The organism is Weissella sp. LMG 11983, from assembly GCF_025908495.1.
Taxonomy (GTDB): domain Bacteria; phylum Bacillota; class Bacilli; order Lactobacillales; family Lactobacillaceae; genus Weissella; species Weissella fermenti.
The window spans coordinates 55,844-73,613 of record NZ_JAOZFD010000001.1; the positions used below are offsets into that span (position 1 = coordinate 55,844).

21 protein-coding genes and 1 pseudogene are annotated in these 17,770 nt (G+C 39.6%); 7 read left to right on the forward strand and 15 right to left on the reverse strand.

Going from position 1 to position 17,770, the window contains the following annotated elements:
* Nucleotide 1 precedes the first annotated feature (1 nt).
* Both OIT45_RS00395 and OIT45_RS00400 read right to left on the reverse strand, forming a co-directional pair.
* Entirely contained in the window at nt 2-1,225 is a 1,224-nt protein-coding gene (locus tag OIT45_RS00395) for an SIR2 family protein (RefSeq protein ID WP_264339753.1), read from the reverse strand.
* Nucleotides 1,226-1,458: 233 nt separating this feature from the next.
* On the reverse strand, nt 1,459-2,238 hold the full coding sequence (locus OIT45_RS00400; protein ID WP_199404786.1) for a hypothetical protein: 780 nt from the start codon (nt 2,236-2,238) through the stop codon (nt 1,459-1,461).
* A 208-nt stretch (nt 2,239-2,446) separates the two neighbouring features.
* Here OIT45_RS00400 and OIT45_RS00405 point away from each other — a divergent pair, with 208 nt between their 5' ends.
* Together OIT45_RS00405 and OIT45_RS00410 are read left to right on the forward strand one after the other, a co-directional pair.
* Nucleotides 2,447-2,959, forward strand: a complete 513-nt coding sequence (locus tag OIT45_RS00405) for a hypothetical protein (protein ID WP_199404787.1) — start codon at nt 2,447-2,449, stop codon at nt 2,957-2,959.
* A gap of 186 nt (nt 2,960-3,145) precedes the next feature.
* Nucleotides 3,146-3,328, forward strand: coding sequence for a hypothetical protein (locus OIT45_RS00410; protein ID WP_003610585.1), 183 nt, complete (start codon nt 3,146-3,148; stop codon nt 3,326-3,328).
* Nucleotides 3,329-3,408: 80 nt separating this feature from the next.
* Here OIT45_RS00410 and OIT45_RS00415 read toward each other — a convergent pair whose 3' ends face one another.
* The 3 genes from OIT45_RS00415 to OIT45_RS00425 form a co-directional block, all read right to left on the reverse strand.
* Nucleotides 3,409-3,606, reverse strand: a complete 198-nt coding sequence (locus tag OIT45_RS00415) for a hypothetical protein (RefSeq protein ID WP_003610589.1) — start codon at nt 3,604-3,606, stop codon at nt 3,409-3,411.
* 128 nt (nt 3,607-3,734) lie between these two features.
* A complete protein-coding gene (locus OIT45_RS00420) occupies nt 3,735-4,397 on the reverse strand; it encodes a hypothetical protein (protein WP_264339754.1) in 663 nt (220 codons plus the stop codon).
* A complete protein-coding gene (locus OIT45_RS00425) occupies nt 4,378-4,815 on the reverse strand; it encodes an RNA-binding domain-containing protein (protein WP_413743294.1) in 438 nt (145 codons plus the stop codon). Before OIT45_RS00425 ends, OIT45_RS00420 begins: the two co-directional genes overlap by 20 nt.
* 90 nt (nt 4,816-4,905) lie before the next feature.
* Between OIT45_RS00425 and OIT45_RS00430 the strand changes: the two genes are divergently transcribed.
* From OIT45_RS00430 to OIT45_RS00440, 3 genes and pseudogenes are all read left to right on the forward strand, one after another.
* On the forward strand, nt 4,906-5,166 hold the full coding sequence (locus OIT45_RS00430; protein WP_199404344.1) for a transposase: 261 nt from the start codon (nt 4,906-4,908) through the stop codon (nt 5,164-5,166).
* Nucleotides 5,167-5,249: 83 nt separating this feature from the next.
* Nucleotides 5,250-5,861 (forward strand): annotated as a pseudogene (locus OIT45_RS00435) (DDE-type integrase/transposase/recombinase); the annotation flags it as partial.
* Between the two features lie 59 nt (nt 5,862-5,920).
* Nucleotides 5,921-5,992 carry a hypothetical protein gene (locus tag OIT45_RS00440; RefSeq protein ID WP_264340011.1) on the forward strand — a complete coding sequence of 24 codons (72 nt, stop codon included), beginning with the start codon at nt 5,921-5,923 and terminating at the stop codon, nt 5,990-5,992.
* Nucleotides 5,993-6,272: 280 nt separating this feature from the next.
* Here OIT45_RS00440 and OIT45_RS00445 read toward each other — a convergent pair whose 3' ends face one another.
* The 3 genes from OIT45_RS00445 to OIT45_RS00455 all read right to left on the reverse strand — a co-directional run bounded on the left by OIT45_RS00445 (nt 6,273) and on the right by OIT45_RS00455 (nt 7,890).
* Nucleotides 6,273-6,398 (reverse strand): hypothetical protein, encoded by a 126-nt coding sequence (locus OIT45_RS00445; RefSeq protein ID WP_264330337.1) that lies wholly within the window; start codon nt 6,396-6,398, stop codon nt 6,273-6,275.
* Nucleotides 6,399-6,442: 44 nt separating this feature from the next.
* Nucleotides 6,443-6,880, reverse strand: a complete 438-nt coding sequence (locus OIT45_RS00450; protein ID WP_264339755.1) for a hypothetical protein — start codon at nt 6,878-6,880, stop codon at nt 6,443-6,445.
* Between the two features lie 233 nt (nt 6,881-7,113).
* Entirely contained in the window at nt 7,114-7,890 is a 777-nt protein-coding gene (locus OIT45_RS00455; protein ID WP_199405023.1) for a helix-turn-helix domain-containing protein, read from the reverse strand.
* A 245-nt stretch (nt 7,891-8,135) separates the two neighbouring features.
* On the opposite strand from OIT45_RS00455, the gene OIT45_RS00460 reads away from it, so the two are divergent.
* Entirely contained in the window at nt 8,136-9,452 is a 1,317-nt protein-coding gene (locus OIT45_RS00460; RefSeq protein WP_264339756.1) for an HNH endonuclease signature motif containing protein, read from the forward strand.
* Nucleotides 9,445-10,257 (forward strand): HNH endonuclease signature motif containing protein, encoded by an 813-nt coding sequence (locus tag OIT45_RS00465; protein WP_199405021.1) that lies wholly within the window; start codon nt 9,445-9,447, stop codon nt 10,255-10,257. Before OIT45_RS00460 ends, OIT45_RS00465 begins: the two co-directional genes overlap by 8 nt.
* Before the next feature lie 168 nt (nt 10,258-10,425).
* Here the strand turns inward: OIT45_RS00465 and OIT45_RS00470 are convergent, their stop codons facing one another.
* The 7 genes from OIT45_RS00470 to OIT45_RS00500 all read right to left on the reverse strand — a co-directional run bounded on the left by OIT45_RS00470 (nt 10,426) and on the right by OIT45_RS00500 (nt 17,635).
* Nucleotides 10,426-11,253 (reverse strand): IS3 family transposase, encoded by an 828-nt coding sequence (locus OIT45_RS00470; protein ID WP_264329899.1) that lies wholly within the window; start codon nt 11,251-11,253, stop codon nt 10,426-10,428.
* Between the two features lie 2 nt (nt 11,254-11,255).
* The gene (locus OIT45_RS00475; protein WP_264329950.1) at nt 11,256-11,516 is read right to left on the reverse strand and encodes a transposase; all 261 of its coding nucleotides are present in this window, start codon (nt 11,514-11,516) and stop codon (nt 11,256-11,258) included.
* A 316-nt stretch (nt 11,517-11,832) separates the two neighbouring features.
* Nucleotides 11,833-12,990, reverse strand: a complete 1,158-nt coding sequence (locus tag OIT45_RS00480; RefSeq protein WP_199404910.1) for a DNA adenine methylase — start codon at nt 12,988-12,990, stop codon at nt 11,833-11,835.
* A 108-nt stretch (nt 12,991-13,098) separates the two neighbouring features.
* Nucleotides 13,099-13,905, reverse strand: coding sequence for a DUF3883 domain-containing protein (locus OIT45_RS00485; RefSeq protein WP_199404909.1), 807 nt, complete (start codon nt 13,903-13,905; stop codon nt 13,099-13,101).
* Complete coding sequence (locus OIT45_RS00490; RefSeq protein WP_264339757.1) at nt 13,898-14,755, reverse strand: AlwI family type II restriction endonuclease; 858 nt, start codon at nt 14,753-14,755, stop codon at nt 13,898-13,900. The genes OIT45_RS00485 and OIT45_RS00490 overlap by 8 nt, the downstream gene beginning before the upstream one ends.
* Nucleotides 14,756-14,772: 17 nt before the next feature.
* Nucleotides 14,773-15,699, reverse strand: coding sequence for an AlwI family type II restriction endonuclease (locus tag OIT45_RS00495; protein WP_264339758.1), 927 nt, complete (start codon nt 15,697-15,699; stop codon nt 14,773-14,775).
* 247 nt (nt 15,700-15,946) lie between these two features.
* Complete coding sequence (locus tag OIT45_RS00500; RefSeq protein WP_199404907.1) at nt 15,947-17,635, reverse strand: DUF2075 domain-containing protein; 1,689 nt, start codon at nt 17,633-17,635, stop codon at nt 15,947-15,949.
* Between the last annotated feature and the right edge of the window lie 135 nt (nt 17,636-17,770).

The following is a 17,770-nucleotide window of genomic DNA, read 5'->3' on the forward strand; positions in this document are numbered from 1 at the left end:
TCTATTCACCTTCATTTTCCAAACCAAAATTCATGAACTTGATTAATGAAGAAAAGTAATGGGCTTTATTATCCAAGTATTCCCAGTTACCATCTTCATCTGGATTGAGAGAGTTATAATTTGGGTTTTTAGCGTTAGACACAAATATCGCTCCAAAACGTCCTTTAACCGATTCAACAAATTTCAATTGCTGTGCAGTTGGTTCTATAAAGGCTATCATAGTGAAATCGGGACGACCTAACGCTTGAATCAAGAAATTATTAATATGTTCGTCACCGAAACCATATCCATTAATCAATAAAACTGTATTCGGTTTCAGCATCTCAACAGACAACTCCCTAAACAAATCAGAAAACGGAAATCCCTGAGTATCTGCGTATTTTGAGCTTGTTGGAGCAATCAGCAATTCCTCTGAGCCATTCCCCATTCCATATACTTTTTTCACTCGTCCGTTTAAATCTTTTTGCCAGTTTAACGATCCGTGTAGCTTGTATACCCTAAAAAAAGGACTAACGGTTGACCATTTATCCCTGTAACGTTTTGTTGTGTCAACAACCCTACGTCCATACTCGGCGATGTTAAACTCCGACTCCAACCCCGACCTAAAACCGTCTGTATAAGGTAGCCCCACTTCATCCAAAGCCTTTTCGACATATAAATCATAATTGGGCGTAAAAATATTCACTACATCATGAGAATCGTCAGCATTCGCCCGCGTAGTAACCAATTTTGAAATGAAATCTCGATACAAAGGCAACGATTTCTTACTATTATTTGTAACACGCCCATTCACTTCATCGTAATATCCTGATTTCACAGACAACAATAGCTTTTGAATAAGGTCATCTTTAATCTTATTTTCCCCTTTAATCAACTCAGCTTCAGCCATACCTTCAATACGTGCACTAAGCCATGACAAAAATAATTCAATGTTTTCCACATTTGAATCAGATGCCCCCATTTTTGTTTCTATGTATCTACCCATTAGATATTCAAGATTATCCTTTTCAGTACCGACTAATTGGTTTTTATACTCCTTAAACGTAGTCCCCATGATTGGAATAGATAAAATTGATGACCCGGACCCTAACAAGACACTTAAATTAATGTTCGCCGTTAAGTATTCATTTAATAAAGATGCAACCTTTATTTCATCAATTTCATTCTGATCCTCACCTTGATACAAAAGATACTTATTAGCATCATCTAAACCACTCTTAACCATATCCTTACTCCTTTTCATACTGTCGCGCAACTAAACACCAAAACGATGTCAATGCTTAGATACCACGAATTGCGCAGAATTAACGAATCCCAACAATATTAGGATACTACCGATTCGAAGTCTGCTCTACTTCAAATTTTTAACCATAAATTTCAAAGAAACTTTCTCCATGTGAATGCACATTGTTACGCAAAAAAATAAACCCCAGAGCAAAAGCTCCAGGGCGTCCAATTCTATTCATTAACAAACAAAGCCTGCAACTTATCGATATTGACACGACGGAAATCTTCGTACTTACCGGCCAGTATATCCTCAGCCAACTCAGTGAGGACTTGATGACATTTCGGGCTAATCGAGCAATGCGTCAATAGATGTCCCAAAAACAAACAAATTCTTAGCCGTTCAAGCACAACTACATCCAGATTGAGTGGTGCATGTTTTGGCCAGCTTAACCAATTCAAGATACTGCGTTCCTGAATATAACGATTTGCCCCATTCACCTGGCACATCCAATGACTAATAACGCGAATAGCTGCTAAATCAGCCCGCACATTATCAACATTCTTCGTCACCTTAAAATTAATACCAACCGACGTTTCAATAATCGACCCCCGAGCAGTTCCAGTTACACCAGTAATCACAGACACATTGATCCAACTGGTATTGCGCCCCGAATCAATAACTGGGTAAAATGCGACCCCTGCCCCAATTTGAGCCTTATTTAAGCGCTTATGACCATTTTCATATAGCTCATAATAAGCATTAATTTCCAACGGCGTCCCCCAGTAGTTTCGTGCCACCATTTCAGCTAGCAACGCACGCGGCGTCTTCGCAACCAAACGGACTTCCCCATCCATCGTCACGATGCGTGTCGCAAACCCCTTGTCATGTTGTTCAGGCAGCAAGGCCAAGGTTTGGTCAGCTGACATCTCAATCTGACGGTTACCCTTCTCCAACGGAAGACCACTCAACCCAACGACATATCCAGTCCGATCAATTTCGTACTTAATCATAAAACATATTCCCCTACGTCTTTTTTAACGCCATCTGCTTTGACCAACAACCGTGATTTCAGCTCTAATTTATATAAATCAGAACTCCTTCACGCGATTTTCGCGGGTTTTTGCACAGTTTGCAGACAAAACAGATGTGCTTTAATAGTAAACGGCCAGAAATAAGAATCTGGTTACGCCGAAAGCGGTAAAACGAAAGGAGGACTTTATGGTCCAACAAGTAGATTATGCAACTCAACTCCCGCAGTACGATATGATGATTCGCAGCGTACTCAAAGCCGGGCATGTTTTCCGCACGTCACCTGATTACGACGATTACTATCAGGAACTGCGGTTAATTATCCTATTACAACTGATGGGTGGCTACGTTCCCTCCCCTTGCAAGAATAATGCCCTTTATCGGTTGCTACTTTGGCGACTACGCGATTTTCAGCGGCAGGCCAAACGGTATGATGACCATACCTGTTTTGAGCCAGCTGATGAAAACGTTGAAGATCTGCGTAGTTCAAACGCTTTAGACCGTTTTGAACTACATCAAGTACTGGCCAAGTTGGTCACCTGGGAAAAGAACAAATCTGACTTAGAACGCGTAATCATCGATTTGATTAAGTATCCCACAGATACCGTCACCAACCGATGCGCGCGCCTAAATATACATCGCGCCACCTACGCGCGTTGGATTAAACAGATTCGTTTGTTGATGTTGGATGTTACAGCTTAAGGTGAACTTCGGGGCGTCCTAGTTTTAGGGCGTCTTCTTCATAATGTTCCCTTTTATATACGGTATTGCACTATTCCGAGTACACTAGATATTGGAGATAGTGTGCTCAGCAAAGAAAAGAGATGAATAATGTAAATAAGCACCACGATTTAGCGACGTTTCAACTCGATTCTTAAGGAGAATAATATGGCATTAACAGAAGAAGATGTGCGTATTGCGTATGCAGCAAGTAAGATTACCACGGCAAGTAACCGTTCAAACTCTGGACGCGTGGCGCTTTGGCTTCACGTACCAGTTGAAGATGTTGACCAAGTGATTGATCAGTATTCACTACCAATCAAGAAAACTGCAGCGATGACGCATTTTTAACTTCTGATACAGTTAATCACTAACACAAACGGGCCAAGGAGAGTCAGCCGACTTCCCTTGGCCCGTTTTTTCGTATCAAATTAATATTGGTGAACTGGCACCTTCAACAAGCGAACTGTTTCGTTCTCTGTATCCGCATCAAACATGCATACCGTGTCCCCCAACCCGATTTCGTAGATGCTTGTGTACGTCATCTTGTGACCATTGACCGTGATCGTCGTGTCGGTATAATTACCAACCGTCAAATGCACCGTCATACCCGGCAAAATATCTTTCATGATAAACCTCCCCAATGTCCATTAATTCTTTAATTGACACTTATATTTTATCACGGAAGCGGTTTCAGGTGTTGGGTAACCCCAGATATTTCTACGACCAAGATCAATCAACAACTAATTTACCATTGCTATTTATACCTGTCGTAATTATGCTGTATTGCTCGTGAAAGATTATTAGTAACAATAGAATGTTCAGTATATTCATTGTTTGTACCAATAATTCTTTTTGCCTCATCCTTATCAGGCAGCAGTTTAGCCTCCAATATTGTTTCTAAATCAGATATGAGTACGTCACCATAAAAACGGGCCTCGAATTCAAGCCTATCTTCATCATTATCAAAGATAACGATGTTTTCCAGAGCTTCACGTGTTGAGTAATGAGCTTGATCAAAGTCTTCTGACATAACCTCATTCCATGAAGTTTTTAAAAGTTTGAAAAATTTATATTTCAAGCTATCCTTAGTCAGATAACGGTACCCAGTGTTTTCTTGACGGTGATTAATTTCACCCAATTCTGGGGCAATCACAACTCCCCTATATCTATCAAACCAGAGCAACGGGCCAACTTCCATTATTTTGTGTTGTCCATACATAAACTTTACTGTATCGTACTCTCTAATCGTCCACTCCGGGCCAACGTCAATCAACCAAGGGTAATAGTCGCCTTGTTTTATCCGGCGATCTGAAGCATCATATTCCTCAATTTGAATATAAAAATTAGGATCAAATTTATATATCAGTTTTGAACTCTCATCAAAATAAGACCAATCATCAATCTGGTCCACTAACATCAGAACGTTTCTCAATACTTTCATGTAACCCTAAACGTTTTTTAAATAAAAATTCTAGACGTTCAACGTCTGCTGTTTGATTAATAGGTGTATTGGAATCGTTGGTTCTTGAAAAGATTTGACCTACTCCCATGATCTTTTTCCCGTCTTTGTACGGTTTAGTCAAGTATTGTGGCACGTTATTAGTATTCAAAATCGTTAGAACGTCAACCGAATGTCCTTTAACTTCAAACGTTTCAAGGTCAAACTGCGGTACACCCCCTGATAACGAAATATTAGACAGCCAATCTGTTAGTTGTTGCTTATTTTTTCTGCCAACTTCGTCTTTTTCAACACCCTTAACTTCAAAAGAGCCATCTCTTACGCCATATATCAAGTAAGCATCTCGTGAATGGGTAGTATTCACAAAACTAAGAATATCTCTTAGTAATTCAGCTTGCTCTTATGATGAGATTCCGGACTAGTTTTTCTAGTTTGGTAAAATATCATCATAGGAGTATTTTTATTTATGGTTACACGTTATGAAGAGGACTTTAAAAAGTCCATCGTGGAGATGGTTAAAGCGGGCCGTCGGCCCGATGAATTATCCAAGGAATACGGTCCTTCAGCCGATTCAATTCGGAATTGGGTCAAAAAATATGCGCCTGTAGAAGTGAATGGCGAATCAATATCAGCTGATGAATTGAAGAAGTTGCGTAAGGAAAACGCAATTTTGAAAGAAGAGCTCGAAATTTTAAAACGTGCGGCGGTGTTGCTGGCAAAACATTAGTTTTGCGCGGTAGAAGTGTTGTTTTACCAATTATCCACAAAAATTTGGTACAGGGGCACCGCATCACACGCGTTCTGAGTGCTTTGAAAATTCCAATGTCCACTTACTCTGACTGGATCCATTGGGAGCCGAGCGCACAAGAAATACAACACAACAAATTGAGAATTGCCGTCGAATCAATTTACACAGCCAATAAAGGCATTTATGGTTATCGACGAATTGCTAAAACCATGCGCGACTTATTCAAACTAGCAATCAGCGACCGCTTTGTATGGCAATTGATGAGTGAAGCTGGCTTGAAATCGCGTATGCAAAAGCGATATAACAAGCCTACAACAGTCAATGACAAAGATCAGATGCCAAATCTCATTATCAATCTGGATGACCTAAGTGGCGTAATTACAACTGACATTACGTATATCCAGTTGACCGATAAGACATGGGTTTACATGGCTAGTGCATATGATCCGGAAGACCGTAAGGTGCTGTCGTATCGAATCGCAGATACGATGACAGCTCAACTAGCAACCTCAGTAATCGTTAAGGCGCTAAGACGAGGTGAAAAACCACTGTATGTGCATAGCGATATGGGAAGCCAGTATACCAGCGAATTGTTTGAAAATACACTGGAGTCCATAGGTATTAGGCACTCTTACTCCCGTAAAGGGCACCCTTACGATAATGCCCGCATCGAAAGTTTTCACTCGTTACTCAAGAGGGAGCTGATCTACCAGATTTCGAGAGTATCGCTGATGTGCAAGCCGCTGTTGGATGGTACGTCAACTGGTATAACAACAATCGTATATCACTCCGTGATGCCGCCTAGACCAATTTCTAGATGATATAAACGCGATTATACAAATTTGCCTATACACCGGCGTTTACAAGCACTGACTTTGTGAAGTCCAAAAATCACTCTGACCAGTGCTTATTTGCTATACCCTCAGACTTGTGAAATTCAACAAAATCCAAACTAGACCACCGTAACTCCATAGCCTCCGGCAGGCACAGGGGCAAAACCCCTGGACCCCATTAAAAAATGACCCAAAATCTGTACGAAATCAGGTCATTTTGAAAAATTTTCGTGGTACGAGCCCTAGCGGGCTCTAAAAAGAGGTCCGGAGTCTTGACATCAGAGCCGCTTTATTAGCTTGCCACTCTTCTTTGTAATCAATCCACTCATTTTCCTGAACTTTTGATTCAATTAGTTGTTCTAAAGTACTTTGATCCATCTTTCTCCCCTGCTTTCAATCCCTTGCAACTCTCGCACTTTCAATTAAAAGTTCAGAGGTTCTACAACGGACATTTCCTTCACTAGACCCCAAATTAGACCCCAAATTTTATTAGGAACACTTCCTGATGATTTGCCTTGGTTTTTTTGCCAATTTTCTGGTGTTGTATATATCTTTACAAGTTCATCATGTGGGACAATTACCCAATTTTTATTAGGCTCGCTATCAGACTTAGGAAAAGCCATGTATATATTTTTCCCAAAATATTCAGAATCGATAGTCACCCTGCCTTTTAATTGTATTTTGATAACGTCGCTTGTTACGGTATGAACAGCTACAATATCCGCTCCTTTATCATCAACCGGCAACCAGCTAACTACATATCCATAATCCACCAACTTAGCAGCTAGTTTGTGAAAATTTCTGTGCTCCCGAAATTTTTTGTCCATATCTTCAAAAGGCATCTTCCTTAGTTTTTCCACAATTATCCCCTTAGTATTGTACATTTCGCACTTCTTCGATGCTGATTTACACACACAATCAACCTTTATCATGCATAGCCAACAACGCTATCAAATCATGATGATCATTTACAAACCTCTTTATATTATCATCCACAGTATCCTCAGAGATTCCTTTCGGCCTTTCTTCTCTTCTCTGTTGCCTCAGCTTCTCTGACTCATTCATTTGCGACATTCGATGTTCATCAGACCGCTTAGTCTTTCTTCCTTGCTTCTCGCGCTTCATTTTCAGCTTTCTCTTCCCGATCAAGTTCATCCAACATAATTTGTGCTTTAACGTATTTTGCTATGCGTCTGCGTGTTTTATCACTTATATCTGGAATCTTGTTAACCCAACTTGTCACACTGAATTCAGCTGGCACGTTAACTATTTTCCGTTGAACATCCACGCCAGCCAACATATCTATTTCATCGTACTTCGGAGTCATGGCGCGTTTGTAGCTTAACTCAATCATTTTTTCAACTTTTTCGTCGTGATCATTAATGATAGTTCCTGTACGCAAGTACTGCGTTGAAACCCCTAATTCATTCGCGATTGCTGTCACCGAATCTTCTGGCAACTTACCGGACTTAAAGTAATCAATTAGCTCATCAAAAGAAATTCCACCTATCCCTTTGATGAATATTTTTTTGTATACGCCACTAATACGCACAAGGCTTTGAAACACTGGATCATCACTTATAAGTTTCCCGTAGTCAGTGTCTAAAGCGCCCGCAATTTTGAGCAGTGATACGTAAGTTGGCTCAACGCCACGTTTATATTGTGCTATAGCGCTTGGACTCAATCGCGCAAATGTTGCTACTTGGCGAAGACTTTTACCTTGTTCATCTGCGAACGCCTTAATTCGGTGATAAATTTTTTCAGGAGTTGCAACATCAATCAACAACTTTTGTCTGGCTTCAATATCTTTTCGCTCTATTCTCTTTTGCTCTATAAGACGTTTTATTTTGTCCTGTGTGTCGTCATCCATTACAGAATCCTCCTAGTTTTTCTTACTCAAAAAACAGACTCATTAGTCACTTATCTGAAAGATATGCCGCCAATCCGTCCAGATAATCACAAATCAATTATATGATTAACGCAATGATTAATCAATGACACAAAAGCGTTGTTTAAACCAATTCGTTTGATTAATCATTACAAATCAAGTGTTGATTAATCATTCTAAACGTTGTATAACTATCAATGCAAATTGATAACAAGCAGGTGATTATTTTGGCAAAATATCCATTCAACAATGCATATTATGAACATATTAAGGACATCGCTGCTATTGCTGATGTAGGTGAAAAACAACTTCGTAATCGAATTCTTAACGGGCAACATCCTGATTATGCCGTCGCCGAAATGCTTGAGCTAAAAGCACAAGGTATGGATGGCAAATCTCACCCCGTGTACGTTGATAATCAGTTATTCCCTTCGATACAATCGGCAGCAGACTTCTTAAATGTTAGCACTACCACCATCAAACGACACCTTCACAGCGGACGCGTACTTTCTAAAGATTTGGCTCATTTACATAAACGGTTTCCTTACAACGGTGTAAACTATAAACATTTAACTGAAGTCGCCAAAGCCGCTGAAGTCAATTATTCCAGTATGCAGCAGGTAATGAGCGAACTAAATATTTCTCATTTAGATGCTATTAAACTACTGAAGGATCGAGAACTAAACGGAGGCAGTAGCAGAAAAGTAACCTATCACAATGTTACCTACCCTTCTGTTCGAGCCCTATCCAAGCACTTATGCCTACCCGAAGAACAGGTAGGTAAAGCTACTATTGTCACTGGAATTCTAACTGATGAAGACGTAGAAAGAATTCGAAATAGAAAGCAGCTCAAAACCAGACCAGTTACTGCTTTTGGCAAATCTTGGCCAAGTATCAACTCGGTTGCGAACCATTTTAAGATTAGCGGTAGTAAATTACGTGAATACCTCGATAATAAAATGTCACCTGACGAAGCCATTTCGCTTCTTTTAAACCGTAAAGATAAACGAAATAAGCACAAAGCCATCATGACGCCAATTGCGGCAGACGAAGAATGGCGTGAGGTTACTAAATTCCCATCAGGACAGTTGGTTTCGCTGACAGAGCCCATATTCGTCTCAAACTATGGTCGAGTGAGTCGTAAGTCAAAAGACAATCAAATGTGGCTTGTTGACCTTAATCTCAATCAAACATCTGGAAAAAAATATTACTCGGTGAATCTGGGGTACAAATCGAAAACGTCAAAACATACAACAAATGAAAAGTTACATCGTTTAATTTACATGGTTTTCCACGATAATGAACCTCTACCCAAAAAGTTGGTTATCCATCACATAAGCGGCGACTCGCTAGATAACCACCTTGAAAATCTAGCGTTAGTTTCTCATCTAGAAAATACACACGAACCAATCGTTGATGCACGGCGGACATTCGAGCTGTACAACCGTATCGGATTTCCAGATAACATGTTCGAAAGCATGATTGGTGAACTGCAAAATTTGCTTTTGAATTATGACTTTCCTTTGGAGGATAGTGATGACTAGAATTACAGGGCCATATGAATACAAAGGCAAAACTTACAAAACACAACGTGATTTAACGGACGATTATAACGTAAACCTGGCAAATTTTTCTTGGCGACTGCGACATGGACGTTCGGTTACTGAAGCAATGAATGATTTGCTAAATCCAACTGACACATCAATTTCCTATAATGGTCAAATATTTGCTAGCCAATCTGCTCTTGCAAAATACGTTGGTGTGAAACCTAATTCATTATCAAATTGCCTTAAAGTAGCTTCCTCTACTGAGGAGGCGGTTGAACATCTGTTGGCTAAACAAAGACCAACCGACGTTTATACAACAAAGCTAATTGACGTTTTGCCTGGTGAAGAATTCGTTAAAGTAGAGTTCCTCCCATCCGGACAACCAGTAAAGACCCATCAAGGTCAGATATTTGTTTCGAACATGGGCAGAGTAGCCAAACGCAAATTAGACGGCATCATGTACCTTCGGACATTGCGAATCGTTCATCCAAATGGCAAAAGCTATTATGAAATGTCGCTATCATATTTAGACGAACAGGGAGAACTTAAGCATCAAACCGTCTTAGTTCATCGCGTTGTGTATCAAGCCTTTTTTAAATTACAGGCTTATCCTAAGACTGGCTACGTTGTCCATCACATCGACGGTGACAGTTTGAATAATCGTCTAGATAATCTGACTTTAACTGATCAAAAGTACAATTCTATTGAGCCGATTGCGTTTGCACGACGGTTAGTGACAGATTATAAAAAATTGGGTTATCCTAAGTCCGCGATTTTGCGTTTCATTGATGAACGGCTCTGATATGGAGTTACGGTGGTCTAGTTTGGATTTTGTTGAATTTCACAAGTCTGAGGGTATAGCAAATAAGCACTTGTCAGAGTGATTTTTGGACTTCACAAAGTCAGTGCTTGTAAACGCCGGTGTATAGGCAAATTTGTATAATCGCGTTTATGTCATCTAGAAATTGGTCTAGGCGGCATCACGGAGTGATATACGATTGTTGTTATACCAGTTGACGTACCATCCAACAGCGGCTTGCACATCAGCGATACTCTCGAAATCCTGTTGGTAGATCAGCTCCCTCTTGAGTAACGAGTGAAAACTTTCGATGCGGGCATTATCGTAAGGGTGCCCTTTACGGGAGTAAGAGTGCCTAATACCTATGGACTCCAGTGTATTTTCAAACAATTCGCTGGTATACTGGCTTCCCATATCGCTATGCACATACAGTGGTTTTTCACCTCGTCTTAGCGCCTTAACGATTACTGAGGTTGCTAGTTGAGCTGTCATCGTATCTGCAATTCGATACGACAGCACCTTACGGTCTTCCGGATCATATGCACTAGCCATGTAAACCCATGTCTTATCGGTCAACTGGATATACGTAATGTCAGTTGTAATTACGCCACTTAGGTCATCCAGATTGATAATGAGATTTGGCATCTGATCTTTGTCATTGACTGTTGTAGGCTTGTTATATCGCTTTTGCATACGCGATTTCAAGCCAGCTTCACTCATCAATTGCCATACAAAGCGGTCGCTGATTGCTAGTTTGAATAAGTCGCGCATGGTTTTAGCAATTCGTCGATAACCATAAATGCCTTTATTGGCTGTGTAAATTGATTCGACGGCAATTCTCAATTTGTTGTGTTGTATTTCTTGTGCGCTCGGCTCCCAATGGATCCAGTCAGAGTAAGTGGACATTGGAATTTTCAAAGCACTCAGAACGCGTGTGATGCGGTGCCCCTGTACCAAATTTTTGTGGATAATTGGTAAAACAACACTTCTACCGCGCAAAACTAATGTTTTGCCAGCAACACCGCCGCACGTTTTAAAATTTCGAGCTCTTCTTTCAAAATTGCGTTTTCCTTACGCAACTTCTTCAATTCATCAGCTGATATTGATTCGCCATTCACTTCTACAGGCGCATATTTTTTGACCCAATTCCGAATTAAATCGGCTGAAGGACCGTATTCCTTGGATAATTCATCGGGCCGACGGCCCGCTTTAACCATCTCCACGATGGACTTTTTAAAGTCCTCTTCATAACGTGTAACCATAAATAAAAATACTCCTATGATGATATTTTACCAAACTAGAAAAACTAGTCCGGAATCTCATCATAAGAGCAAACTTAATCGACTAAGGTACAATAACTAATCAATAAAAAGCATCCCCACCATGGATAATAATCCTTGATGGGGATGCTTTTTTCGCTAAACTTTTTTGTTTATGCAGTAACTCGCGGGATTGTTTGACATTATCTTTTCCAAAGATACGACACAATACTATACCAGACAAGCTACAGAAAACTCTACACAATACCTTTGAATATATTTTGTCTACGTGCACGTCTTATTATTTATAACATTGTTTCTACAGTTCTAGATTTGGTAATTGATAATTCGTAATAATTAGATGCTCTACATCCTTTTCATTACGGTTCATAAAGTTTACACCATACGACTTATCAAAACCAGTGACATGAATCTTTTGCCCATTCGCAGCATCCACGCTTTCGGGATACAACGAATTAATTAAATCCGTCGACTTAATAATCATCATCCAATTAGCTGCTGTTTTGTGAATTAAATAGTCTGCCAAACGCTCCTGCTCAGATTGGCCAAACTCATTATTTGCATACGTTGAAAAGTCAGTATCATATGGCGGATCAAGAAAGATAAAATCTCCTGGCTCTGGAGTATGATTATCCATAAATGTTTCAAAATCCATATTTCCCATAACCGTTTTGGTTAGTAGATTTTGTAGCTCTTCCGATTCAAAATATTCAATTTTTGAAGCCATCATAATATTGTTGTACGATTTCCCACCATACGGAACATTAAACTTACCGGTCTTACTATACCTGAACATAGAGCTATAGGCATATTGCCGGATAAACAAGTAAAGCGCCGCTTGTACACCTAGCGGGAACACGCTCATATCATTGAAGGCGTCCCTATAATGCACATAAATAGATGACTTAAATGCAGTTGTGATTATATCTTCGAAGTCGGCATCACTGATTAAAATATCTTCATCCGCCTTTTTGCTCAAAAACGCCGCCTTACGAGCCAAAGAGACGGGTATATCCTTGAAGAAGGTTGCTGCATCAAACATTTTTGGTGCAAACACCATATTTGATTTCATATTTTTTAGGGAGTCAACAAAATGCATTTTTCGAATTTTGGGGTCAGCTATTTTCATCCCCAATTCCATCAATTCTTTCAGACTTTCCATATTCTGTTGAACGAATACATCGACTCCCTTCCAAGAACTATCCATTTCCAAGATTGTTTTCTTGAAATCATCATCTTGATTTGCGACCGATTGATACAAGCTCATTAATTCGTGTGATCGATCATTAATATAGTATTGCTGTGGGTTCTGAATTGTGCTGGGCATTTGGAAATATACCGCTCCGCCACCAACAAATGGTTCATAGTACTTTTTAATACTGCGTGGAAGAGCAGGAATGATGTATTTCAATTCCTTAGTTTTACCACCCGGGTATTTGAGTAATGGAGATAACATTCAACCGCTCCTATTGTTCGTGTTTTTAAAACGTCTGAATCTAATTTTACAAAAAAGAATTGATTTCCACAACATAAAAAAGGCGCGATTGCACCTTTTCAGATAGAATTATTTTCTCGACGCTTTAAATTGTGTCACCAAAAAATCAAAATCATCCAGCACTTCTTCTGCTGATAACAAGTCCACCATCGGTCCATCCACACTATATAAACCGTACACCCTAGCAATCCACGCATCTCGTAATCTATAATGATCCGCTAAAAACGAATACTCTCTAGGCGAGAGATAGAATGGTTCATTTGGGTCTAAACTTATCGTTGTTTTAACTTCGATATAGCGCGTTCGCCCGTCATCTTCAAAAGAAAGAATATCATAACCCGTACCATCACCTACCACTTTAGAGGTATGTTGGACTCTATGAACATCATCTGGAAACCGTGTTGCCACACGATTTCTTTCGATTTCCATTACAACAGCTTCACCTTCGCTGCCAATCTTGTTTCTATTTGCATTTATCGCATTCCAGTCAGTATGCAAAACCGGCTTTGGCATCTGCCTTCTACGCACTAATCGCTTTCTTTTTGCATCGGATAAATCAGATAATCTGATTTCGTCGCCCGCTCCTTCAATTAAGCGCCAAATTGCTCGATCTCCATTGGGGCCCAAAAATTTTTCAACCTCAAAACCTTCTTGGTACTCACGGATTTTTGATTTTTTCTGATGAGATACAACATTACCTATAGTTTGCAAATATCTGGGTTCTTTTCTCGATTTTGGAATTAAATCTAATGGAGTGGGTTCATAAAATTCAGTAAAAACCTTCTTCATTTCCTCCGTACTTAACGTACCATATTGCTCCAAAGCCATTCGGGCAACAACTCTTGCCATTGGCTCTGTCAACTCATCTTCATCCATAATTTTCTACTCTGTCTTTCATCCACGTGTCAACTAATATTTCTATCCCCTTTGACCACTCTTCGTAATTGTTCATCGAGAGGGTCACTTGACTGATACCATCTACAAGGGCAGCGACATCATAAATACTTGCGTCAGTCTTGTACGCAACTTTCATAGTCTCAGAAAATTGTTTAATCGTCAGAGGAACAACAGGGACTGGTTGTCCAATCCACGATTCTCGATTGAGCAAGAAAAACTGCCACATTGTCCGTACGTTCATTCTGGAAGAAATGAACAATCCAATTACACGCTTGCCAGTATCTTTATTTTGCTCAATTTTGCGTAGTACGTGATCAATCACTGAACTGCCTTCGTGCTCCCATTGTTGTACACCAGTCATTAGGGAAACCTCTGGCAAAATTATTGAGTTATTATAATAGACTTCCATATCCGGAGTATTACCAGTTCCAGGTGCAAATGATTTAGGTGTTAAATCTGGATTCATCTTAAAATTGTGAACTACCTTTTTATGATCTCCATTAAGTGCAACGAAAGCCTTCCACGTATTAACTTCCAACCAAAGCGCAGACATATCATTATCTGTCAATATCGTATCAAAGCGTTCCAAAATTTCACGACGAACCGCACGGCTTTTTGATTCGACTTGTACAAAAAGCTGCTCTTTACGCTCCAACACTACTGAATCAAGCTCACTCTCAATATCCTTCAACGTCGCTATTGGCGCTCTAACAACAGATTTCAACAGGTCAGACGCTCTCTGAGAGGTAAACGCGGGTTCGGGAACCTCACTATACAACTTACTGGCTATGTCAAGTTTATCTTGAACAAGCTCTCGACGCTCATCCACGTTATCCCACGGTAGAGTTACATTTCCAACCGCACCATACCACTCCAAAGAATTCGAGAACCAAGCTGAACAGATTCACCCTTAATTACTTGTAGTGGTGGCGTTACGAATGTATACTTCTCAACCAACTGTTTGAATTTAGTTTGATTAAGTTCCGACACCCGAAGCTTTGTCGCGGTACCACGGCCATGACTATAAAACATTTCTGTAAACTCAAGCGACCGTCTCAATGCATCTGTATAGTCTTTCAAAATACTTTTTATCTTTTTCGTTGGCACTGGTGGCAAATACGTATTCCAAACATCTTCAACTAAATCTTCAACCGCTTTCGTATCATTTCTAGCAGGCAAGTCGGCATATCTATGGCGAAAATCACTTACAGCCTTTTCAGTAGTTTTATAGTCAGAATCGTGAATCTGACCAAAGATAAAAGTCATTTCATTTCGTGAAATGTACCCGAATTTGGCAATGAGTTTAATAACTGTCTTGATTGGAAACACACCTTCTCCATCAACTACAATATACATCTTTAACAGTTGTGCTAGGAAATCCTCAGCATTAAACGTTCCATCAACAATCCTCCTACCAACAGGCGTTAGATTTGCATTACTTGCATCCATAAATCCATATTGTTCAGCTGTCGTAACAACTTGTCTAACAATAGATTCCTTGTCGGCAGTATCACCATCCGGCTGCTTTCCCTTTAGAAAATCTTGATAAGGGATGGTCACCAACTTATCAGGAAAATCCAAATCACTTTCGAATGCATATCTAATTGCACGACGAGTTGGTCGTAAGTTCTTAAAGCTTTTCGAAGTATCTGGATTTTGATTAGGAACTACAAGTTGGTAATCCTCATTCTGAAATTTATCAAAATACGGCAGCCAATCAATTAGTCTCGTGATAGACCTCGGAGCTGTGCGCCAATTAAATGTTGTTTCCATAAAAAGGTTCTGCCTTTCAAAAAAAGAATAAGTGGTGGTCTTTTTAAACAAAAAACTCAATACTCACCTATGAATAACCTCATTATACCATTTCAAAATGACATTGATTTCTAAGATAAAAAGCATAAAAAAAGACCGATCTCCGCGTTTCATATACACATACGAAACGTGAAGCCCAGTCACTCTCTACTTTTTAATTTTGAAAAACTACATGCGCATTTTGCACTTACACTGCTAATCGAACATTCTAATTTCCTAACAACTGGTTCCGCAGCTCATCATCAACAGCATATATATACAACCCACGGACAGCGCGTGTCATCAAAACATTTAGAGCATCGCGTAAATGTTTTTCAGTACCTGCAGAACCAATCTTTCGATTAAACGCAGCCCAGTAAGATTTGTTTTCATCATCATCGATTACAATATGACCATCACGATACTTTATTGACGGTCCCAGAATCACACCTGCATAATTCAAATCAAATCCTTGAATTGTAAATGTCGACCCAACTTCAACAATCGTATCCGAATCTTCAGCCCACGTTACTTTTTTCTTTTCCTTAACGGCAGTATAGTTCCATGGAATAGATAAACCATCTACCTCTACAAACCATTCGCCAACGTTGTCCCATTCCCAATCGTAAGTAGCTAACATTCGCGACAATCCGAATTGAGCATTTTTAGATTTAATTTCATTAAACATGTCCGATACATTTGCAAATGCCTTAATCTCATAATTCGTTGAAACGGGAATTTCACGCAGTTCGCCATTCACAAATTCATCAATCCATTTTTTATCTTCATCATCTATTTCCATTCGCATCTGAGTTGTTAGTTCATAACGCGTCGTAGCTTGCTGCCGTAATTTTTTAACCGCATCTTCATCCCATGACTGATCCGCTCTCAAAATTTGATTTGGGTCAAATATTGCAATTGTTGTCTTTGCAACGCTTTGAATTGCTGAGATTTGCTCTTTAGCATTAAAGTAATTTTGTAGTTTATGTGTCCAAGCACCTTTGTTTGGTTGGGTCATAACAAGGTGTGCTTCGTCAATTAACACAACATCAAACTCATCACCATGATTCATTACTCGATTTAGAAGCTGGGTAGGCGTACCGACAATGAAATCAGGTGTACCAAAAGTCGTTTTTAGTTTATCGACCAAATTGCTGTACACCTTTACTTGTTCCTTATGGTTCACTACTAAAGCAACTCTCAATTTCTGACTTAACTCTGCCCTTTTAGCAAACTCTCGCGAAGCCAAATCATAAAACAGCCTGCTAAGCAGCACTGTTTTCCCAGTTCCAGCTGCACCCTCTACAAGAATAAGTTGACCCGTTGCTTTATTTTTAACTTGTCCAGCAACCGTGTTTAGTATAAGGTCTTTCGTCTTTTCTTGCTCCTCATTTAGGCTCTTAAACGGAGATGCCTTAAAGATTGCACGAGTTACCACGTCTGAAAATTTTGGAAAGAGCTTTGGATCTCGCTTATTCAGTTCATCGATTGTTAATCGAAAGACCTCGTCTGTCTTATCCTTACCACTGTAATTATGAGACTGGTCATTTCCTCTAGAATTTAATAGTTCTATGTCGAACACATCAGGCGCACCAATTAGATATTCAATCATCCTATTCTCAATATCCAGTGTCATCGATTTTTGAAACAATGGGTTACCGATGATATACATGTCGGCATCATTCAACGTATTTATCTTATCGGTTGCTTTTTGTAAATGCTGTTCAGTTCGTTGGATAACGTCATTCGTTTCTCCGACGTACACGCGATAATGTGATTTTTTCTTGTAATCTTGATTAATTACGTAAACCGTTGGCTGATTCAAAATTACATCACGCTCAGTTGCATCGAGATCTTTTCGGAGATTACGAATTCCTTGTTCGCTATAATTTATAGATTTAATGACGGGCTTTTCCATCGTACATACTTCCCAGTTCAATTTGTCATATTTCATTATAGCAAAAGGCAGAAAGTTATTTTTAAACTTTCTGCCACGTATTATGATTTGAAATACATACGTTTATAACCTATTTTGTGTACATGAATAAAAATC